Genomic DNA, 19436 nt, shown 5'->3' with positions numbered 1-19436 from the left:
ATTTGCCTGGCGGCAATAGCGCGGTGGTCCCACCTGACCCCATGCCGAACTCAGAAGTGAAACGCCGTAGCGCCGATGGTAGTGTGGGGTCTCCCCATGCGAGAGTAGGACACTGCCAGGCATCAAACAACGTTGTCAGCGTGACGGCTGGCAATAGCAGGGCTGCGATGAGCAGTGTTGCAGGTATCGAAAGATACCGCGTAAAAGAAATCGGTGGAGCGGTAGTTCAGTTGGTTAGAATACCTGCCTGTCACGCAGGGGGTCGCGGGTTCGAGCCCCGTCCGTTCCGCCACTTATTAAGAAGCCCCGAGTCAATGACTCGGGGCTTTTTTTCGTCTAATGTTCCCCATGCTCACCTTTATCGGTTTTTTTATTTGGTACCTCCGAGCCGAATACTGGATCGTTTTCGCATTAATAATCACCAACCTTTACAGAGATATACCCTATTACCGATTGAAATTGTTACCGGGCGTCCTTATAACTGAATAATACGCCTGCGGTAAAAGCGATGCCGGGCGTTTACCGCAGGCGTATAATCAGTAAGCTACTGGCTGTATGGGCCATGTAGGGCTCTGCTTGGGCCGGGTGTTTCACGCTAGAAAGTGATTTTTCATCTGATGGGGAAAGGCGAATAACGTGCCGAAACGAACTTATGCTATGAGGTATGTTGCTGGCCAGCCGGTTGAGCGAATTTTCCCAGGCGCCATGAAGCTGCCGTTGCCGCTCGGTGCGGCCTTGCCAACGGCAGGGGCGTTACGCGTCATGGTATGGAATATTTTCAAGCAGCAGCGGGCTGACTGGCTTTCTGTACTGCAAAGCTATGGCAGGGATGCGCAGCTGGTTTTATTGCAGGAAGCGCAGACCACGCCTGAGCTGGTCAGTTTTGCCACTTCGCACTACCAGGCGGCCGATCAGGTGCCTGCGTTCGTTTTGCCGCAGCACCCTTCCGGCGTGATGACGCTGGCGGCGGCGCAACCGGTGTATTGCTGCCCGCTACGTGAGCGCGAGCCTTTCTTGCGCCTGGCGAAATCAGCGCTGATTACGGTGTATCCGTTGTTCAACGGCCAACTGCTGATGGTGGTTAACATCCATGCGGTGAATTTTAGCCTGGGCGTTGATGTTTACAGCAAACAGCTGGGCCCGATTGGTGAGCAGATTGCCAGCCACAACGGCCCGGTGATTATGGCCGGCGATTTCAACGCCTGGAGCCGTAAGCGTATCAATGCGTTGTATCAGTTTGCTTCGGACATGGCGCTACGTGAAGTTAACTTTACCAATGATAACCGCCGTACGGCGTTTGGCCGCCCGCTGGATTTTGTTTTCTACCGCAATCTTGGGGTGACTGGTGCCTCGGTATTGGTCACGCGCGCCTCGGATCATAACCCGCTGTTGGTCGAGTTTTATCCCGAAACTGATAAGCCCCGATGGTAGGCGCCTGTTCAAGCCTGTTTCCATCAGATAAAAAAATGCCAGCCGGCTAAGCCTGACTGGCATTTTTATTAAGCAGAACCCAGAGAGCTAGGTTTCTGGCGACATCTTGTTATTGACGAACAGCGTCAGCTTCAAGCCCGGCTGCAGGCTGTTGCCCTTGCCAAGCATGGTGTTCCAACGCATCACATCATCAATATTTACGCCATGGCGCTGTGCAATGCTGGCAAGCGAATCACCGCGGCGAACCTGATAGGTAATGCTGCTGTTGCTGCCGCTATTGCTGGCGACTTGCAGGTTCTGGCCAACTTTCAGCGTGCTCTTCGCATGCAGGTTGTTCCAGTTCTGCAGATCCCGGGTACTGATGTTCAGCCGTTTAGCAATTGCGGATAAGGTATCGCCGGAGCGCACTTTATACGTGGTATTGCTCGTCACACTGCTGTTCTTGGCCAACTGGGTCGTCGGTTGCGAAGCCGCGATGCGTACATCGACCAAAGAGTCTTTCAACTGATCGGCATTCACCTTGGGCACCATGATGTAATGGGGCCCGTTTGGTGCGGTTACGCCTTTCTTATAGCCCGGGTTATACGCCTTCATTTTACTGATCGGCAACCCTGCCAGCTCAGCCGCCTGAGTTAACTGTATCTGCTGCCCAACATCAACGCGGGCCAGCGCACGGGTTTCATCTGTTTTTGGCAAACGAACGCCATAGCGCTTGCTGTTTTTGATGATGTCGCTCAGCGCCAGCATTTTCGGAACATAGATTGACGTTTCACGCGGAAGCGACAATGCCCAGAAATTGGTTGGCTTACCCTGGCGTTTATTGGCTTTCAGCGCCTGCATCACGCGGCCTTCACCACTGTTATAGGCAGCAACGGTCAGTAACCAGTCACCGTCAAACATGCGGTTCAAGCGCTGCATCATGTCCAGCGCAGCAGTCGTCGAGGCAACCACATCACGGCGCCCGTCATACCACTGATTGTTCTTCAAACCATAATTACGACCCGTTTGCGGCACAATCTGCCATAGCCCTGCGGCGTTGGCACTTGATGTGGCGTGTGGGTCAAAAGCGCTCTCCACTATGGGTAGCAGTACCAGTTCCATCGGCATGTTGCGTTTCTTGATTTGCCCGACTATCCAGTACATGTACGGCTCTGCCCGTAATGTTACATCGTGGAGATAGCTCTTACTTTTTAGATACTTTCTTTTTTGTTCACGGATCCGGGAATTTTCCGGAACCTCCATCTTCAGTTCGTCACTAATGAAGTTCCACAGATCTTGTTGCGCGGCACCACTGTTGTTATCCAGCCACCGCGCCGAGCTCGCTCGGCCATTTTCTGTGTACTTTCCTGCTTCACTTTCTTGACCTGCCGAAGACAGACTCTGTGCATGCTGCACTGGTGCCGGCGCGTCCTGCCTGGACGACTGGCACCCGACTAGCAAGACTGAGGCGAGTATTATCGCTTTAGCCTTCATGTGTGTGTCAATATAGGTTGCTTAAAAGACGAGCAATCATACTTTGCTTCACCAAACAAAACAACCAAAAGCTTAGAAGTTATCTTTCCGCAGGCGTAATTCGGAAAAAACCGAATGAAGTTGCCCGGGGGGAGAGTTAAAACCTAATTTCTTTTGTAAATCAGTGTCATGGCAGCGTAAAAACAGGTTAATTTTGCGCTCTAATTGCAATGTTGTTGGTACGCTGGGTTGCTGTTTTGCCCTTGTTGCTTCAACTTGTTGTTGATACGTTTCAATTCGTCGATCTTCCGGTAAAATCGCCCGCGAAAACTTAAGATTTGAAAGAGTATATTCATGTGCGCAACAAATCAGGGTTTCATCAGGAAGTTGCGCGATCCGTTGAAATGATTGGTACATTTGCTCCGCCGTGCCTTCAAATAGTCTGCCGCAGCCAGCCGAGAACATCGTATCGCCGCAAAATAAATAAGGCGCGCTGTAGTATGCCACGTGGCCGAGGGTGTGCCCGGGAACGGCGAAGACGCTGTATTTCCGGCCGTTGATTGCCAGCAGATCGCCATCTTTTACAATCTGCGTCGCCCCTTTATCGGCAGTTTCTTGCGGCCCATAAACCACCAGGCCGGGGTATTGCGCAACAAGCTGTTTTACGCCGCCAACGTGGTCATGGTGATGGTGGGTAAGCAAAATGGCGTCGGGGATCAGTTGCCGGCGTTGGAGCGCGGCAAGCACAGGCGCGGCTTCGCCAGGATCGACAATGATGCAGTGCCCTTCCTGGTTATCCAATAGCCAAATGTAATTATCCTGCAGGGCAGGAATGCTGATAAGATTCATGGCGGACCCCTCATTGGCAATGTCTTGAAAGAAGATAATAAATCATGCGACCAGCCCATACGCTACAAAAGCTGAACAGCCCGCGCTCGTGGGGCGGTTTGCAGTGGGGCGAGTATTATCGTGATGCGCTTGAACGGCAGTTGCAACCCTGGTGGCCGAAGCTGTTTGGTTTTCACCTGCTGAAATTGGGTAACCTCAGCGCCGAGCTGGCGACGGAAAAATGCGCCATTTCCCACCAGGTTAACGTTGGCCTGGAAGGTGATAACTTGCAAGTAATTGCGGCGCCTTATCAACTGCCGTTTGCGGCAAAATCGGTGGATGCCTGCTTGCTGGCGCATACACTCTCCTATGCTGACGATCCCCATCGTATGCTGCGTGAGGTCGATCGGGTGCTGATCGACGACGGCTGGCTGGTAATTAGCAGTTTTAATCCGTTCAGCCTGTTGGGGCTGGGGAAACTGGTGCCCGGCCTGCGCCGGCGGCAGCCCTACGCAAGCCGGATGTTTACCCAGATGCGCCTGTTGGACTGGCTGAGCCTGCTTAACTACGAGGTGCTGTATCAGGCGCGTTTTCAGGTGTTGCCGTGGCACCGCCTGGGGGGGAAGTTCCTGAGCACGCACTTGCCGGCGCTGGGATGCATGAGTGTGATTGTGGCGCGTAAGCGCACCGTGCCGTTGACGCCGGTGCCGATGAAGGTGGGAGCGCGGAAACCTTCTCTTAGCCGCGCGGTGGGCGCGACCAAGAGCTATCGCAAACTGCCTTAGGCTTCCGGCTGGTAACCTACGTCGTCCTGGGTCGGGTTACCGGCGGCTGCGCGCGCCAATTCGTCGCAGCGTTCGTTTTCCGGGTGGCCGGCATGGCCTTTGACCCACTCCCAGCGGATGGTATGGCGCTGTATGGCCTGGTCCAGCCGCTGCCACAGATCAACGTTCTTCACCGGTTTTTTATCAGCGGTTTTCCAGCCGCGCTTTTTCCAATTGTGGATCCACTGAGTGATGCCCTGGCGCACATACTGGCTGTCGGTGCTGAGGATCACTTCGCACGGTGTGGTGAGCGCTTCCAGCGCCACGATCGCCGCCATCAGTTCCATCCGGTTATTGGTGGTCAAGCGGTAACCGGTATGAAAGGTTTTCTCGTGTTGTTTGTAGCGTAAAATAGCGCCGTAGCCGCCGGGGCCTGGGTTGCCGAGGCAGGAGCCGTCGGTGAAAATTTCTACCTGTTTGAGCATATCTGGTAGACTCTTCCTCTTAGTTTTATAAAAGCCAAGTCTGACATAAACGAGCGCTGCGAGCACTGCATATGATCTCTACACCAACCAGACAAATCGTTCTTGATACCGAAACCACCGGTATGAACAAACTTGGGGTTCACTATGAAGGCCACCGGATTATTGAAATCGGCGCCGTCGAAGTGATTAACCGCCGTCTGACCGGGCGCCACTACCACGTTTATATTCGCCCGGACAGGCAGGTGGATCCCGAAGCCTATAACGTACACGGCATCAGCGACGAATTTCTGGCAGACAAGCCGACGTTTGCGCAGGTCGCCGATGAGTTTTTAGCGTTTATCCGCGGCGGCGAGCTGGTGATCCATAACGCAGCGTTTGATATCGGCTTTATGGATTATGAGTTCCGCATGCTGCAGCGGGATATCCCAAAAACTGAAACCTTTTGTACTATCACCGATAGCCTGTTAATGGCGCGCCGCCTGTTCCCGGGCAAGCGTAATAACCTGGATGCGTTGTGTAGCCGTTACGAGATAGATAACAGCAAACGAACGCTGCACGGCGCATTGCTTGATGCCGAGATCCTGGCGGAAGTTTATCTGGCGATGACCGGTGGCCAGACGTCAATGGCATTCCAGATGGAAGGGGACACCCAGCAAGCTAATGCCAGCCAGGATATCCAGCGTATTGCGCGCCCGGCCTCGGCGATGAAAGTGGTGTATGCCAGCGATGACGATCTTGCCGCCCACGAAGCGCGCCTGGATCTGGTGGTGAAAAAAGGCGGTAGCTGCCTGTGGCGAGCTTAACCGGTTTGTTTGCCGCGAGCAGGGGCAATAAAACTGGCTGATAGTTTGGCTGCGCTTTCGTTGAAAAACTGTGCAAACGGTTATTTTTGTAAGAAAAAGGCATTGACGGCAACCAAGGGCAACCGTAATATTCGCGTCGTCCCCGTAAGGGGCTAGCGCGGAGCGGTAGTTCAGTTGGTTAGAATACCTGCCTGTCACGCAGGGGGTCGCGGGTTCGAGCCCCGTCCGTTCCGCCACTATTTCAGGGCCATGTTATTTCTTAACGTGGCCCTTTTTCTTTTCAGCGATTCCTGGCGCGCCATCGGGAATGCCATTGTTGTTTAGCTTGCTTAGTCGCGAGTGAACCAGCCATCAATCAGTTTCTCGACCTGTGCGACCACCTCGTCCACCGGGTGGCGGCGTGAACGCGCGCAGCCGTGTGCCGGCTCATTACACACCAGACAGCGGCGGGTATTCAAATCCAGCGAATGCCGCCCGATTTGCCCATTTTTCGGGCAAAACACGTCAATGTCCCACAGCCGGCCAAGCGGATGCGTCTGTTCCATCTCAACGCACTGCGCTTTGATCTCTACCGCCGGGTGCTCAACGCACCATAGCGCTTCCGCGCCGGTCGGCAGCCATAGCACCTGGCGATCCAACACCGGCCAGCGGTTTTGCCACAGCAGTTGATCGCAGGCTTGCAGCGCCACGCCCATGGTGTTGCGGTAGCGAATGCTGTCTTTGACTGCGCCCGGGGTCACCAGCGTCAGGGAGATAATCGGTTGTTGATAGCGTGCGAGCCAGTCAGCCTGACGCGCTGCACGGTTATCTTTCGCCGCCAGCAGCGCTTCAAGGCTGACGCCCGCTTTAACGGACGTCAGAGTGGTCATTGATTTTCCTCTTTCACCTGGCGGACAACGTCAATCACGCTGCCGTCACGATAACGGATCACCCCGACAATACGGTCGGTGAAGGCGATAGGTTTCGGCTCACCGGTCAGGGAGATGGCGCGTTGGTACAGGGCTTCGATATCGACGACGTTCAGGCCGGCCGCCAGCAGGCGCTCGCGGATATCCGGGCGCGCCGGGTTAACGGCAATCCCGTGGTCAGTCACCAGCACGTCGATGCTTTCCCCCGGCGTCAGCCGCGTGGTGACGCGTTTGACCACCGTTGGGATACGGCTACGCAGCAGCGGCGCAACCACAATCGTCAGGTTGGCCGCCGCCGCCACATCGCAGTGACCGCCGGATGCGCCACGCATCACGCCATCAGAGCCGGTGATCACGTTTACGTTAAAGTCGATATCGATTTCCAGCGCGCTGAGGATCACCACATCCAGTTGATCGCAACTGGCCGCCTTGCCGCCGGGGTTGGCGTAGACGTTCGTGGAGATCTCAACGTGGTTCGGGTTACGGCGCAAAGAAGCAGCGGCTTCACCATCGAAGCACTGGGTATCCAGCAGCTTTTCGATCAGCCCTTTTTCATGCAGATCCACCAGGCTGCCGGTAATGCCGCCGAGTGCGAAGCGCGCTTTCACACCGTGGCGTTCCATTTTCTCTTCCATAAAGCGGGTTGCCGCAGTGGCCGCCGCGCCGGAGCCGGTCTGCATGGAGAAACCGTCTTTGAAATAACCGGAGTGTTCGATCACATCAGCCGCATAGCGCGCGATCATCAGTTCACGCGGATTGCTGGTGACGCGCGCCGCGCCGACGCTGATTTTCGCCGGATCGCCAACGCTCTCTACCTGCGCGATCAGATCCACCTGATCCTGGCCGAGGCTGGCAGGCATATTGGGGAACGGCACCAGTTCTTCGGTCAGCAGCACCACTTTTTTGGCGAACTGCGCGTCCACCATCGCGTAGCCCAGTGAACCGCAGCAGGATTTACCCTGCGTGCCGTTGGCGTTGCCAAACTCATCGCTGCACGGCACGCCGAGGAAGGCGACATCAATCTTTAGCTCGCCGTCCTGCAGCAGTTTTACGCGCCCGCCGTGGGAGTGGATCTGTACCGGTTCAGCCATCAGGCCGTGAGAGATCGCATCGGCCAGCTTGCCGCGCATCCCGGAGGTGTAGATCCGGCCGATCACGCCGCTCTGGATATGTGCGATCAGCGCATCGTTGCAGGACATCAGTGAACTGGAGGCCAGCGTCAGGTTTTTAAAGCCCAGGCGCGCCAGCGTTGCCACCACGTTGTTGATTACCCGGTCGCCTTCACGGAATGCGTGGTGAAATGAAATGGTCATGCCATCTTGCAGGCCGCTGCGGGCAATCGCGTCTTCCAGCGAGGCACAAAGTTTGCGCGTATGTTTGCTGTTAATGTCAGCCAGCCACGGTGTGGTGGCATGGGCGCCCTCAAAGGGCGTTAACTCACGCAGATGTGGGAAATTAACGTGAAGAAGCTCAGTATGATTCATTGTTCTGTCCTTAATGACGCACGCCGGACGCAGCCGCACGTTCCAGCACCATCTGCGCGTGATTAATAATGGGGGCGTCGATCATTTTGCCGTTTAGCGAAACAACACCCAGGCCGTTGCGTTCACCTTCTTCCGCCGCTGCGATAACCCGTTTAGCGTGGTCAACCTCCTGCTGGGTTGGCGCATAAGCGTTATGCAGCAGATCGATCTGGCGCGGGTTAATCAGCGATTTACCGTTGAAGCCCATCTTGCGTACCAGCGCGACTTCCCGCAGGAAACCGGCCTCGTCATTTACGTCTGACCACACCACGTCGAAAGCATCGATCCCGGCGGCGCGGGCGGCGTGCAGCACGGCGCAACGGGCGTAAAACAGCTCGGTGCCGTCGCCGCGTTCGGTTTGCATATCCATCACGTAGTCAAACGCGGCCAGTGCGATACCAATCAAACGCTGAGAACTGCGGGCAATCGCCACCGCGTTAATCACGCCGATAGCCGATTCGATCGCCGCCATCACACGGGTAGAGCCCACTTCACGGCCGCAGGCCAGTTCGATGCGCGCCAGGTGGTTTTCCAGTTCGTCGATATCTTCCGGGGTATCGGTTTTCGGCAAACGCACCACATCCACACCGGCGCGCACCACCGCTTCCAGATCCAGCAAGCCAAACGGTGTGTTCAATGGGTTGATGCGCACCACGGTTTCAATATCCCGGTACATGGGGTGTTGCAGCGCATGGAACACCAGCAGGCGCGCAGTATCTTTTTCACGCAGGGCGACCGCATCTTCCAGATCGAACATGATCGAGTCAGGGCGGTAGATAAAGGCGGTGGAGAGCATGGCGGCGTTAGCGCCGGGCAGGAACAGCATGCTACGACGAAGTTTTTTCACAGCAGTTTCCCCCAGTCGATTTCCTGCCCTTCGGTAGCGCGCAGGATGGCGCTTTGCAGACGGGCACGGATCACGCAGTCGAGCGCGCCTTTATCTTCAATGATGATTAACCCCTGGCGGACATCCATCGCATCCAGCGTGGCGTCCACCACCTGGCGGATCTGATCGCCGAACTGCTTGATCACTTCGCTGTGCACAACCACCTCCAGCTCGCCGTCGGCGGGAGCGATTTTTACCATTAGGTCGCTGGATTCCAGGGTTCCTGCCAGCGCCTCCTTCACGATTTTCATATTTAGATTCCTGATTTTTTAAGCAACTTCCGCGCTGTAATGGGATTCGAGATACGCGAAAGTGGTATCCGGTACGATTTCCCGAATACGGGAAAACTGATGTGTTTTAAGTAAGCGGCGCACTTCCGATGCGGAGATGGCATGGCCGGCGGCCTGGAGCCGTGGGATTTCCACCACCGCTACCGCGCCTGCCAACAACTGATGCATGGCCTGGTTGTACTGGTGGGTGATAGCGCAAAACGGCTCGTTGCCGATAAAGCGGTGGGTAATGCCCAGCGCCGGCGCAATGTGGTTGCGGAAGATCAGCAGATCGATCTCACTCCACGCCTGCTGCACTTTGCCGGTCTCTTTCAGGAAGTAGGCCGGGAAGGTGGCGCGGGAAATGATGTACTGCGAGCCTTCATGTACGGTGACATTCGCCAAATGCGCCACGCCGGCTTTTACCATCTTCAACCGTGCGGTGAAGGGAAAGAATGAGGCGTCTTCCCGCACCACAAACAGGTGCAGCCAGTCGCAAGCCTGCGCGGCCTGCTCCACCAAATGGCGGTGCCCAAGCGTAAAGGGGTTGGCGTTCATCACTATCGCGCCAATGCGCTTGCCCGGCACGCGCTCTGCCTGCAAACAACGGCAGTAGCGCTGGATACCTGACGGGGTGTTTTCCATCAGAATCGCGTTATTACCGCTCTGGGCGAGCGGCCAGAAGCCGCTGCGCTGAAAGCGCTCCCGATTGCAGGGGCGGGTGCAGAGAAACAGATGAAAATGCCCGCGCGCCAGCGCCAGGTGCTCAACTTCCGCCAGCAGCCGCGCGCTGAGGTTCTCACCGCGCAGCTGTTCGTCGACGGCCACACACTTGATGACGTTGGTGGCCAGGCCGGCACAACCCACCAGCCGGTTTCCCGCCCAGGCCTCAACGAAGGTACTGATGTCACTGTCCATGCCCAATCCGCTGTCTGCGAGCAAAGCGCGGATAGCGGCCAGCCGTTGGCGATTGCCGTTGACTTCCGCGATGCGGAAGTCGATGGGAGGGCGTGCTTGCATGCTATTGCCTTCGTCCTTAGTGTGCCGCCGTCAGCGCGTGGGCTGGCGCATCGATAATCACATTGCTGAGGTGGCCGATATGCTCGATTTCCACTTCAATGCGATCGCCCGCTTTCATAAACAGCGGCGGGGTGCGTTTTTTGCCTACGCCGCCCGGCGAGCCGGTGATGATCACGTCACCGGGCGTCAGGCAGGTGAACGTACTGATGTACTCGATAAGCTCGGCCACGCTATGGATCATGCTGGCGGTGTTATCGTCCTGCACCATGCGGCCGTTCAGCCAGGTACGGATCGCCAGTTGATGCGGATCCGGGATCTCGTCGGCGGTGGTCATCCACGGCCCGAACGCCCCGGTCTGCCGCCAGTTTTTGCCGGCGGTGAACCATGTGTGCTGCCAGTCGCGCGCGGAGCCGTCCATATAGCAGCTGTAACCTGCCACATGGCTTAATGCCGCCTGGCGGGGGATATCTTCCCCGCCTTTACCGATGATCACCGCCAGCTCGCCTTCGTAGTCGAATTCGCTGGAGTGGCGCGGTTTCAGCACCGGTGCGTTATGCCCGGTTTGCGAATCGGCAAAGCGCACGAACAGCGTTGGCGCCGGGTTGTGCTGATCAAACTCTTTGCGTTTTTCGGCGTAGTTCATGCCGACGCAGAGAATTTTCCCCGGGTTATCGATCACCGGCAGAAATTCGAGATCGTTAAAGCGGATATCCGGCGTTTCGCCATCCAGCTGTTGCGCCTCTTGCAGCGCGTCGGCGGCGAGCAGCGATTTCAAATCACCGTAGCGGTTACCCAGGCGCTGGCCGAGATTGATAACCCCGTCGGCCTTGACGATGCCGTAGCTACGGATCCCCTGGTGGATAAAGCTTGCGAGTTTCATATCAGTTCCTGTAATGCTTAATCAGACGAGGAAATTGCCAAGGATCAGCAGCGATACCGATACGTTGATCGCGCCGCCGATACGGGTCGCAATCTGCGCGAACGGCATCAGGCTCATGCGGTTGCCCGCCGTCAGGATGGCAACATCCCCGGTACCGCCCTGGCCGCTCTGGCAGCAGGAAACGATGGCCACATCGATAGGGTGCATGCCGATCTTTTTGCCCACGAAGAAGCCGGTTGCCACCAGTGCGCAAACGGTACTGACAATCACCAGCAGGTTATTGATGGTGAAGGCATTAACCAGTTCTTCCCACGGCGTAATCGCCACGCCAACGGCGAACAGAATGGGATAGGTGACCGAGGTCTGGAAGAATTTGTACACCACCTGCGAACCTTCCAGCAGGCGTGGAGAAACGCCGTGGGCCAGCTTGATCAGCACCGCGATAAACAGCATGCCGACCGGCGCAGGCAGGCCAATCAGTTTGTGGCCGAGCATCCCGATCATGTACAGCAGCACCGCCAGCAGCGCGCCCGCCGCGATGGTGGTCACATCAGTTTTACCGGAGAACGCCGGCGCGGCCGGGGCGGGTTCGTCGCCGTTGCTGCGGTTGGGCATCAGTTGCCCTTCACCGGTCAGATGCGGGAAACGTTTACCCAGTTGGTTCAGGCAGCCGGAGATAATGATGGCGGTCAGGCCGCCGAGCATCACCATCGGCAGAACACGGCCGAGCGCAACGCCCTGGTCCATATGCAGCAGCGCGGCGTAACCGATGGACAACGGGATGGCGCCTTCACCGACACCGCCGGCCATGATTGGCAGAATGATAAAGAAGAAGATTTGGAACGGTTCCATACCCAGCGCCAGGCCGACGCCCATCCCCACCAGCATGCCGACCACTTCACCGCACAGCATCGGGAAGAAGATACGCAGGAAGCCCTGGATCAGCGTGGTGCGATTCATGCTCATGATGCTGCCGACGATGATGCAGCAGATATAGAGATAGAGAATATTGGTGGATTTGTAGAACTTGGTGGTGGATTCCACGACCACGTCCGGCAGCAGACCGTAGTAAACCATGGCAGAGGGAATAAAGGTGGCGCAAATCGCTGCTGCCCCCAGCTTGCCGACGATCGGCAGGCGTTTACCGAATTCGCCGCAGGCAAAGCCAAAGAACGCCAGCGTCGCCACCATCACCACGATGTCGCTCGGTAACTTGCCGCCAAGACAGTCGACCGCAATTAATGCGCCCGCCAACAGGAATAACGGCAATGGAATAATGCCGACCTTCCAGGTATCCATAATATGCCACCACTTATCTTTCAGTGATGTCTTCTGAATCGATAACGGTTCAGAGGTAACAGGAAATGAATCGTCAGTTGTGCTCATGATTAAGCCCCTCGGTTATTTTGTTCCGACAGGGTAAATGGCCAAAGGCACATGTAATGTGAGGTGCGACATAATAAAATTAGAGTTTTAATGGCGCCTATGGTTTTTATGGTTTCTTTTACTCTATGTGATTTACACCTTAATTATTGGCGTGGTTTTTATGGTTTTTTTAAATAAAAATACAAGTTAATAACATTTCCAAAAGAGAATGTTTAACAGGGCGTTTTTCGCGTCAATACCGGCTGTGCAAGGGATCACAAGTTTTCAGCAAACTGCGCGCGCGGGTGAAAAAAGATGGTACATTGGCGTATTGTTGGCTGCCGTGCGTAAGGTCATGAAAATATCTTTTCAAATAAAGTTATTTATTTCTCTGGTGATTTTTTTATCCGGCCTTTTCGTCTTACTGGGCGTTTATTATTACAAGGATGTTGGCCGGCAGCTATACCAGGAAATGAGCGCAAGAGCAAAAATACAGGCGGAGGAAATAGCGATTATTCCCAATTTGCGCCAGGCGGTGGCGGCAAAAGATATTCCGGCGATTACGCAATTTATGCATAAAGTGGCTGCTCACAGCGATGCCAGCTTTATTGTTGTCGGTGATAATCAAGGCATGCATTTATTTCATTCCGTCCATGCGGATGTCGTCGGGAAAACGCTGATTGGCGGCGACAACGAAGAGGTGTTGCAGGGGAAAAGCATCACCACCATCCGTAAAGGCGGGTTAGGCATTTCACTGCGCAGCAAAGCGCCGATTTTTGACGATAACGGGCGCGTGGTGGGCATCGTCTCGGTAGGATATCTGACCAGCTATCTCGACAATATTACGTTTGGCAAAGTGATCGACATTTTTATTGCGGCGGTGTTGCTGCTGGCGGCGCTGTTCATTTTTTCCTGGTTTTTTACCCGCAGCATCAAAAAGCAGATCTTCTCGCTGGAGCCGCGCGAAATCGGCCTGCTGGTGCGTCAGCAAAAAGCGATGATGGAGTCGATCTACGAAGGGGTGATTGCCATCGACGGTGAATCGCGTATTGAAGTGATCAACCAGGCCGCGCGCAAACTGTTGGGGTTAAGCCAGCCCACGCGCGCGCTGCGTGGGCTGACAATCGGCGAGGTGATTGCACCGGTGCCGTTCTTCGCCCATGACGTGATGCTGGAAAAGGACACTCACGATGAGATTTGCCGCTTCAACCAGTTGACGGTGATTGCCAGCCGGGTACGCATTATGCTGGAAGATAAGTTGCAGGGCTGGGTGATCACCTTTCGCGATCGCAATGAAATCGACACCCTTAGCGCGCAGTTGAGCCAGGTAAAACGCTACGTCAATAACCTGCGCATCATGCGCCACGAGCAGCTCAACCGGATGACCACGCTTTCGGGGTTGCTGCATATGGAGCGCTACGACGAAGCGGTGCGATATATTCAGGCGCAGTCGGAACATGCGCAGGAACTGCTCGACTTTATCTCGTCGCGTTTTCGCTCGCCGACGCTGTGCGGGCTGCTGTTGGGGAAAGCCGCGCGCGCCGGCGAAAAGGGCGTTGAACTGGCCTTTGATCCTGCATGCCGAATGGATCGCGCCTGCCGCCTGCTGGGCGAGGCCGAGCTGATTTCGATCATCGGTAATTTGCTGGACAACGCCATCGAAGCGACGCAGCGCGCCGCGTTGCCGCACGAGCCGGTGGAAGTGCTGATTCTGCTCAATGAACGGGAATTGATTATTGAAGTGGCGGATCGCGGGGTGGGAATCGATCCGTCTATCCGTGAACATATTTTTGAGCGCGGAATGACCACCAAACGCAGCGGCGATCACGGTATCGGCCTGTATCTGATCGCCAGCTATGTCACGCAGTCGGGCGGTTCAATTGAGGTTTCCGCCAACGCGCCGCGCGGCACGATTTTTTCTTTGTTTATTCCTGAAACGGGCAACGTCTTGCGTCCCGTATCGACCCTGGAAGATCAGAATTATGCAACATGAACTGATAGACGTGCTGATAATCGAAGATGAACACGCGCTTGCGCAGCTTCATGCAGAGCTGATCGGCAAACATCCGCGCTTGCGGCTGGTGGGGATTGCTTCGTCATTGGCGGAAGCGAAGGTGTTGCTGGACAGGATGCAGCCGAAACTGGTTTTGCTCGATAATTATCTGCCGGATGGCAAGGGCATTACGTTGATTAACGATAGGCAGATTATCTGTGCCAACTGTTCGGTGATTTTTATCACCGCCGCCAGCGATATGGATACCTGCAGCCAGGCGATACGCAACGGCGCCTTTGACTATATTCTTAAACCGGTGTCGTGGAAGCGGTTGGGCCAATCGCTGGAACGTTTTGTGCAGTTCGTCGAACAGCAGCGCGTGTGGAAAATCGTCGATCAGCAAAACGTCGATTCGCTCTATCAGTTGCAGGCGAAGAACTACCGCCAGGATAACGGCAGCAAAGGGATTGAAGAGAATACGTTGGCGCTGATACAAAAACTGTTTGCCGATGAGGCCGGGCGCTGTTTTTCCGTCGATGACGTCGTCAGCGCAACGGGCTTAAGTAAAACCACCACTCGTCGTTATCTGGAACACAGCGTAGAAGCTGGTTTTCTGGTGGTTGAGATGCAGTACGGGAAAATTGGCCATCCCCGGCGGATGTACCGCCGGGTAAACGGCCACGGATAATGGCGGCGAGGTGAGACACAGCTTAGCGCGCACTGCCGGCAAGGCGAAAGAGGCCAACCACCACGCCGCTGCGCTCACTCCTTGCTCATCTCCGCAGTCATCAATAATCTGCCGTGGTTTGCGGCGCACTCCTGGCGCGCTATATAGCGGTAGCAACCGCCCCCCAGCAACACGCCGATAAACCAACTGAAATTCGCTACGTCATGCAGCCCTGGCGTGAAGCTGATCGCCAGGCCGATCGCCACCGCCGGCAGCAGCGCCATAATCGCCTTGGGGTTAAAGCCGTTGCGGTACCAGTAACGGCCGCTCGGCGTGGCGTTGAACAGATCGTCAACGTGGATATTGCCGCGTTTAATCAGGTAGAAATCGACGACCAGGATGCCGAACAGCGGCCCGATGAACGCGCCGAGCACATCCAGCGTATAGTGGATCAGCTCCGGCGAGTGGAACAGGTTCCACGGCGTCAGCAGCACGGAACCGACCGCCGCGATCATACCACCGGTGCGGAAACTGATTTTTTGCGGCGAACAGTTGGAGAAGTCAAAGGCGGGTGAAACAAAGTTCGCCACAATGTTGATGCCGATCGTCGCGGTAATCATGGTCAGCAGGCCAATCGCCACCGCGACGCCGTTGCCGACGCGCGTGGCGGTTTCGATGGGATCGGTAATCATCTGGCCGAACAGCGACTGCGTGCCGGAAACGATCACCACGGTCACGATGGAAAACAGCAGGAAGTTGAACGGCAGCCCCCAGCGGTTGCCGCGCCGGATTTCCCGCATGCTTTTGCCATAGCGGGCAAAATCGCCAAAGTTCAGCAGCGGGCCGGAGAAGTAAGACACCACCAGCGCCGTTGCGGTCACCATCTGCCAGCCTTGCTCCGCAGGCGAAAGGGATTTGCTTGCCAGGGTGAACGAAATATTGTCCAGCCCCGTCTTGTATACAATCCAGCCGGCCAGGGCGAGCATCACCACATATACCGCCGGGCCGGCAATATCGATAAAGCGCTTAATCGCATTCATCCCATGCCAGAACACCATGGCCTGCAGCAACCACATGATGCCAAAGCAGATCCATCCCAGCGCCGAAAGCCCCAGCCAATGAGGCTGCGTCAGGGGATTGAGTGCCGGGTAAAACTTCAGCAGCACCAGCATCAGCGCATGGGCGGCCAGATAGGTTTGGATACCGTACCAGGCAAAGGCGATCAGCCCGCGGATCACCGCCGGGATATTGGCGCCGAATACGCCAAAGGATTGCCGGCAAATCACGGCGTACGGCACGCCGGCAATCTGGCTGGGCTTGGCGACCAGGTTGGCGCACAGCTGCACGATGCAAATACCCACCAGCAGGCAAATCAGCACCTGCCAGCTGGCCAGGCCAAGGGCAAAGAAGCTGGCGGCCACCACGTATCCCCCCATGCTGTGTACATCCGACATCCAGAAAGAAAAGATGTTGTACCAGCTCCAGTTCTGATCGCGCGTTGGCGCCAGGTCTTCGTTGCACAGCTTCGGGCTGTAATTGGTGTTCGGGATTGGCATAAATCGTGCTCCTCTCAAGGATGTACCCAGATGTTGATTGGCGTTTCTGACCCACAGGGTTGAGAGGTCTTTTGCATGAATCAGGCCATATTTTCGATTTTTGTATACAATTAAATTATTTCTTGTATACGATTTAGTTATTCAACCGTACACGGAGCAGCATGATGATCGGCGCCAAAGCCACCTACTTTACTGAAGATAAAGACGATCACATTTACAATGCGCTGGTGAAGGCGATAGTGGAGCACCGGCTGTTGCCGGGCAATAAACTGCCGGAAGAGGCGCTGGCGGAAACCTTTGGCGTGAGCCGCACTGGCATCCGCCGGGTATTGCAGCGCCTTGCCGCAGTGCAATTGGTGACGCAATTGCCCAAGCGTGGTGCACAGGTTGCCACGCCGGGCGAAGCAGAAGCGCGCGACGTGTTTACCACGCGCAAGATGCTGGAATGCGCCAACCTGCCGCAGATCGTGGCGAACTGCCGGGCCGAGCATTTGCTGATGATCGAGACGATCGTGGCGCAGGAAAAGCAGGCGCATCAGGATCAGGACGGCGCGGCGGCGATTCGCCTGTCGGCCGCGTTCCACGTGCAGTTACAGGCCATCGCCGGCAACGGCGTGCTCACCGAGACGGTATCCCAACTGACGCTGCGCTCCTCGCTGGCGATTGCCGCCTACGGCACCCCGTGGCAGCAGGGCTGCCGCTGCCACGATCACAGCGATCTGCTGGCGTTGCTGCGTGCCGGCGATACCTCCGGCCTGGCGGCGCAGATGGCGCATCACTTCGATGATATCGTCGCCAGCCTGCGCTTCACGCACGACATGGACGGCACGCCGGACTTCGCCAGCATCTTTGCCGCCAGCCAGCCGCAGGATGCGCTATGAACGCCCCCTGCGTGATCCAGGTGATCAACCCCAACACCAGCCCGGAAATGACCGACACCATCGGCGCGGCCGCCCGTGCCGTCGCCGCACCCGGCACCGAGATCCTCGCAGTGTGTTCAGCGCACGGGGCGCCTTCCATTGAAGGGCATTTTGACGAAGCGATCGCCACGATCGGCGTGCTGCAACAGGTGAAAGCGGGGCGTGAGGCCGGCGTTCAGGGCCATATCATCGCCTGTTTCGGCGATCCGGGCCTGCTGGCGGCGCGGGAGTTGGCGAGCGCGCCGGTGGTGGGCATTGCCGAAGCCGCGATGCATACGGCGACGCTGCTGGCCACACGGTTTTCCATCGTGACTACGCTGCCGCGCACCTTGATCATCGCGCGCCATTTGTTGCACCAGTACGGCTTTGAGCGCCACTGCGCCGCGCTGCACGCTATCGATCTGCCGGTGCTGGCGCTGGAAGACGGCAGCGGCCTGGCGCAGCAGCGGGTACGTGAACAGTGCCTGCAGGTAAAACAGCGCGACGGCAGCGGGGCGATCGTGCTGGGCTGCGGCGGCATGGCTACCCTGGCGCGGGAACTGACGCAGGAGCTGGGGATGCCGGTGATCGACGGCGTCAGCGCCGCGGTGAAAATGATCGAATCGTTGCACTGCCTGGGCTTGCAAACCAGTAAACATGGCGATCTGGACTACCCGTTAACCAAGCCGTTATCCGGGATGTTTGGCCGTTTTAATTCGTAATCTGAATGGGAATTATCGATGAGTGACTATGCGTTTAATCAAGACTATCCCCGCGATCTTATCGGTTATGGCGGGCAACCGCCGCACGCGGGCTGGCCGGGGCAGGCGCGCGTCGCGGTGCAGTTTGTGCTCAATTATGAAGAGGGTTCGGAAAACAACGTGTTGCACGGCGACGCCGGTTCCGAACAGTTTCTTTCCGATATCATCGGCGCGGCCAGCTACCCGGCGCGCCATATGTCGATGGATTCACTGTACGAGTATGGCTCGCGCGCGGGCTTTTGGCGGATCCACCAGGAGTTCCAGCGCCGCGGCTTGCCGCTGACCATCTTTGGCGTGGCGATGGCGCTGGCGCGCAACCCGCGGGTGGTGCAGGCGATCAAAGACGCCGATTACGATGTGGTTAGCCACGGCTGGCGTTGGATCCACTACCAGAATATTGATGAAACCACCGAGCGCCAGCACCTGCAGCAGGCGATCGCCGTGCATAGCGAGCTGTTCGGCAAGCCGCCGTTGGGTTGGTATACCGGGCGCGATAGCCCCAATACCCGGCGGCTGGTGGTTGAACAGGGGGGCTTCCTGTACGACAGCGATTACTATGGCGACGATCTGCCGTTCTGGACCGAAGTGGCGTGCGCCAACGGTGAAAAGAAACCGCACCTGATTGTGCCCTATACCCTGGAAGCGAACGACATGCGCTTTGCTTCCCCGCAGGGCTTTAATACCGCCGAGCAGTTCTTTACCTACCTGAAAGACAGCTTCGATGTGCTGTATCAGGAAGGTGAAGACGCGCCGAAGATGCTGTCGATCGGCATGCACTGCCGCCTGCTGGGTCGCCCCGGCAAGTTCCGCGCCTTGCAGCGCTTCCTGGACTACATTCAGCAGCACGATCGTGTTTGGATCTGCCGCCGCCAGGATATTGCTGAACATTGGTTGCAGCACCATCCCTATCCCGGTTGTTAAGCCGGGTTGGGGGGACTTTCCCGGG

Annotated in this window: 19 protein-coding genes, 2 tRNA genes and 1 rRNA gene; 11 read left to right on the top strand and 11 right to left on the bottom strand. The window is 56.6% G+C overall.

The annotated features are described in order from the left end of the window. Positions 1-5: 5 nt before the first annotated feature. The 3 genes from rrf to ABFX35_RS13910 all read left to right on the top strand — a co-directional run bounded on the left by rrf (position 6) and on the right by ABFX35_RS13910 (position 1431). Positions 6-121, top strand: a 5S ribosomal RNA gene (gene rrf / locus ABFX35_RS13920). A 94-nt stretch (positions 122-215) separates the two neighbouring features. Further along, a tRNA-Asp gene (locus ABFX35_RS13915) sits at positions 216-292 on the top strand. 344 nt (positions 293-636) lie between these two features. Continuing rightward, positions 637-1431 (top strand): endonuclease/exonuclease/phosphatase family protein, encoded by a 795-nt coding sequence (locus ABFX35_RS13910; protein WP_279027955.1) that lies wholly within the window; start codon positions 637-639, stop codon positions 1429-1431. Between the two features lie 87 nt (positions 1432-1518). Here ABFX35_RS13910 and mltD read toward each other — a convergent pair whose 3' ends face one another. Then, on the bottom strand, positions 1519-2904 hold the full coding sequence (gene mltD / locus ABFX35_RS13905; protein WP_095845893.1) for a murein transglycosylase D: 1386 nt from the start codon (positions 2902-2904) through the stop codon (positions 1519-1521). Positions 2905-2976: 72 nt separating this feature from the next. After that, the gene (gloB, locus tag ABFX35_RS13900) at positions 2977-3732 is read right to left on the bottom strand and encodes a hydroxyacylglutathione hydrolase (RefSeq protein WP_279027953.1); all 756 of its coding nucleotides are present in this window, start codon (positions 3730-3732) and stop codon (positions 2977-2979) included. 44 nt (positions 3733-3776) lie between these two features. Here gloB and ABFX35_RS13895 point away from each other — a divergent pair, with 44 nt between their 5' ends. Beyond that, positions 3777-4496: a class I SAM-dependent methyltransferase gene (locus ABFX35_RS13895; protein ID WP_279027951.1), complete on the top strand. Its 720-nt coding sequence runs from the start codon at positions 3777-3779 to the stop codon at positions 4494-4496. Here the strand turns inward: ABFX35_RS13895 and rnhA are convergent. Further along, complete coding sequence (rnhA, locus tag ABFX35_RS13890; RefSeq protein WP_423783683.1) at positions 4493-4960, bottom strand: ribonuclease HI; 468 nt, start codon at positions 4958-4960, stop codon at positions 4493-4495. The two genes, ABFX35_RS13895 and rnhA, sit on opposite strands and share 4 nt — an antisense overlap. Before the next feature lie 71 nt (positions 4961-5031). Here rnhA and dnaQ point away from each other — a divergent pair, with 71 nt between their 5' ends. Both dnaQ and ABFX35_RS13880 read left to right on the top strand, forming a co-directional pair. Further along, positions 5032-5763 (top strand): DNA polymerase III subunit epsilon, encoded by a 732-nt coding sequence (dnaQ, locus tag ABFX35_RS13885; RefSeq protein ID WP_423783682.1) that lies wholly within the window; start codon positions 5032-5034, stop codon positions 5761-5763. Positions 5764-5922: 159 nt separating this feature from the next. Continuing rightward, positions 5923-5999 (top strand) — tRNA-Asp (locus ABFX35_RS13880). Positions 6000-6092: 93 nt separating this feature from the next. Here ABFX35_RS13880 and citX read toward each other — a convergent pair. Genes citX through ABFX35_RS13845 form a run of 7 tightly spaced genes read right to left on the bottom strand, consistent with a single transcriptional unit; the run spans position 6093 to position 12635 of the window. Continuing rightward, on the bottom strand, positions 6093-6632 hold the full coding sequence (citX, locus tag ABFX35_RS13875; protein ID WP_121555676.1) for a citrate lyase holo-[acyl-carrier protein] synthase: 540 nt from the start codon (positions 6630-6632) through the stop codon (positions 6093-6095). Beyond that, positions 6629-8155, bottom strand: coding sequence for a citrate lyase subunit alpha (gene citF / locus ABFX35_RS13870; protein WP_346081761.1), 1527 nt, complete (start codon positions 8153-8155; stop codon positions 6629-6631). The genes citX and citF overlap by 4 nt, the downstream gene beginning before the upstream one ends. A 10-nt stretch (positions 8156-8165) precedes the next feature. Continuing rightward, entirely contained in the window at positions 8166-9041 is an 876-nt protein-coding gene (citE, locus tag ABFX35_RS13865; RefSeq protein WP_279027943.1) for a citrate (pro-3S)-lyase subunit beta, read from the bottom strand. Continuing rightward, complete coding sequence (gene citD / locus ABFX35_RS13860) at positions 9038-9331, bottom strand: citrate lyase acyl carrier protein (RefSeq protein WP_095845867.1); 294 nt, start codon at positions 9329-9331, stop codon at positions 9038-9040. Before citD ends, citE begins: the two co-directional genes overlap by 4 nt. A gap of 18 nt (positions 9332-9349) precedes the next feature. Beyond that, positions 9350-10369 (bottom strand): [citrate (pro-3S)-lyase] ligase, encoded by a 1020-nt coding sequence (citC, locus tag ABFX35_RS13855; RefSeq protein ID WP_279027941.1) that lies wholly within the window; start codon positions 10367-10369, stop codon positions 9350-9352. Positions 10370-10385: 16 nt separating this feature from the next. Beyond that, positions 10386-11249: a fumarylacetoacetate hydrolase family protein gene (locus tag ABFX35_RS13850; RefSeq protein WP_346081758.1), complete on the bottom strand. Its 864-nt coding sequence runs from the start codon at positions 11247-11249 to the stop codon at positions 10386-10388. Positions 11250-11270: 21 nt separating this feature from the next. Further along, positions 11271-12635: a 2-hydroxycarboxylate transporter family protein gene (locus tag ABFX35_RS13845; RefSeq protein WP_346081756.1), complete on the bottom strand. Its 1365-nt coding sequence runs from the start codon at positions 12633-12635 to the stop codon at positions 11271-11273. A 334-nt stretch (positions 12636-12969) separates the two neighbouring features. Between ABFX35_RS13845 and ABFX35_RS13840 the strand changes: the two genes are divergently transcribed. After that, the gene (locus tag ABFX35_RS13840; RefSeq protein ID WP_346081754.1) at positions 12970-14607 is read left to right on the top strand and encodes an ATP-binding protein; all 1638 of its coding nucleotides are present in this window, start codon (positions 12970-12972) and stop codon (positions 14605-14607) included. Further along, positions 14597-15295 carry a response regulator gene (locus ABFX35_RS13835; protein WP_121555671.1) on the top strand — a complete coding sequence of 233 codons (699 nt, stop codon included), beginning with the start codon at positions 14597-14599 and terminating at the stop codon, positions 15293-15295. Before ABFX35_RS13840 ends, ABFX35_RS13835 begins: the two co-directional genes overlap by 11 nt. Positions 15296-15369: 74 nt before the next feature. On the opposite strand, the gene ABFX35_RS13830 is transcribed toward ABFX35_RS13835, so the two are convergent. After that, positions 15370-16830 carry an NCS1 family nucleobase:cation symporter-1 gene (locus tag ABFX35_RS13830; protein WP_346081752.1) on the bottom strand — a complete coding sequence of 487 codons (1461 nt, stop codon included), beginning with the start codon at positions 16828-16830 and terminating at the stop codon, positions 15370-15372. A gap of 164 nt (positions 16831-16994) precedes the next feature. Here ABFX35_RS13830 and ABFX35_RS13825 point away from each other — a divergent pair, with 164 nt between their 5' ends. From ABFX35_RS13825 to puuE, 3 genes are read left to right on the top strand one after another with little or no spacing between them, the layout of a single operon-like run. Beyond that, a complete protein-coding gene (locus tag ABFX35_RS13825; protein WP_413541199.1) occupies positions 16995-17711 on the top strand; it encodes a GntR family transcriptional regulator in 717 nt (238 codons plus the stop codon). After that, the gene (locus tag ABFX35_RS13820) at positions 17708-18451 is read left to right on the top strand and encodes an aspartate/glutamate racemase family protein (protein WP_346081750.1); all 744 of its coding nucleotides are present in this window, start codon (positions 17708-17710) and stop codon (positions 18449-18451) included. The genes ABFX35_RS13825 and ABFX35_RS13820 overlap by 4 nt, the downstream gene beginning before the upstream one ends. Positions 18452-18469: 18 nt before the next feature. Further along, positions 18470-19411: an allantoinase PuuE gene (gene puuE / locus ABFX35_RS13815; RefSeq protein WP_346081749.1), complete on the top strand. Its 942-nt coding sequence runs from the start codon at positions 18470-18472 to the stop codon at positions 19409-19411. Positions 19412-19436: the final 25 nt, after the last annotated feature.

The sequence above is a fragment of the Gibbsiella dentisursi genome, from assembly GCF_039539505.1.
Taxonomy (GTDB): Bacteria; Pseudomonadota; Gammaproteobacteria; order Enterobacterales; family Enterobacteriaceae; genus Gibbsiella; species Gibbsiella quercinecans.
The sequence above is the reverse complement of the archived record's forward strand: the minus strand, read 5'-3'. Positions and strand labels throughout refer to the sequence as shown.

Excerpts from the sequence above, each read along its gene's own strand:
- mltD (WP_095845893.1), bottom strand. The coding sequence starts at position 2,904 with ATGAAGGCTAAAGCGATAATACTCGCCTCAGTCTTGCTAGTCGGGTGC.
- gloB (WP_279027953.1), bottom strand. The coding sequence starts at position 3,732 with ATGAATCTTATCAGCATTCCTGCCCTGCAGGATAATTACATTTGGCTA.
- ABFX35_RS13895 (WP_279027951.1), top strand. The coding sequence starts at position 3,777 with ATGCGACCAGCCCATACGCTACAAAAGCTGAACAGCCCGCGCTCGTGG.
- rnhA (WP_423783683.1), bottom strand. The coding sequence starts at position 4,960 with ATGCTCAAACAGGTAGAAATTTTCACCGACGGCTCCTGCCTCGGCAAC.
- dnaQ (WP_423783682.1), top strand. The coding sequence starts at position 5,032 with ATGATCTCTACACCAACCAGACAAATCGTTCTTGATACCGAAACCACC.
- citX (WP_121555676.1), bottom strand. The coding sequence starts at position 6,632 with ATGACCACTCTGACGTCCGTTAAAGCGGGCGTCAGCCTTGAAGCGCTG.
- citF (WP_346081761.1), bottom strand. The coding sequence starts at position 8,155 with ATGAATCATACTGAGCTTCTTCACGTTAATTTCCCACATCTGCGTGAG.
- citD (WP_095845867.1), bottom strand. The coding sequence starts at position 9,331 with ATGAAAATCGTGAAGGAGGCGCTGGCAGGAACCCTGGAATCCAGCGAC.
- citC (WP_279027941.1), bottom strand. The coding sequence starts at position 10,369 with ATGCAAGCACGCCCTCCCATCGACTTCCGCATCGCGGAAGTCAACGGC.
- ABFX35_RS13850 (WP_346081758.1), bottom strand. The coding sequence starts at position 11,249 with ATGAAACTCGCAAGCTTTATCCACCAGGGGATCCGTAGCTACGGCATC.
- ABFX35_RS13845 (WP_346081756.1), bottom strand. The coding sequence starts at position 12,635 with ATGAGCACAACTGACGATTCATTTCCTGTTACCTCTGAACCGTTATCG.
- ABFX35_RS13840 (WP_346081754.1), top strand. The coding sequence starts at position 12,970 with ATGAAAATATCTTTTCAAATAAAGTTATTTATTTCTCTGGTGATTTTT.
- ABFX35_RS13835 (WP_121555671.1), top strand. The coding sequence starts at position 14,597 with ATGCAACATGAACTGATAGACGTGCTGATAATCGAAGATGAACACGCG.
- ABFX35_RS13830 (WP_346081752.1), bottom strand. The coding sequence starts at position 16,830 with ATGCCAATCCCGAACACCAATTACAGCCCGAAGCTGTGCAACGAAGAC.
- ABFX35_RS13825 (WP_413541199.1), top strand. The coding sequence starts at position 16,995 with ATGATCGGCGCCAAAGCCACCTACTTTACTGAAGATAAAGACGATCAC.
- ABFX35_RS13820 (WP_346081750.1), top strand. The coding sequence starts at position 17,708 with ATGAACGCCCCCTGCGTGATCCAGGTGATCAACCCCAACACCAGCCCG.
- puuE (WP_346081749.1), top strand. The coding sequence starts at position 18,470 with ATGAGTGACTATGCGTTTAATCAAGACTATCCCCGCGATCTTATCGGT.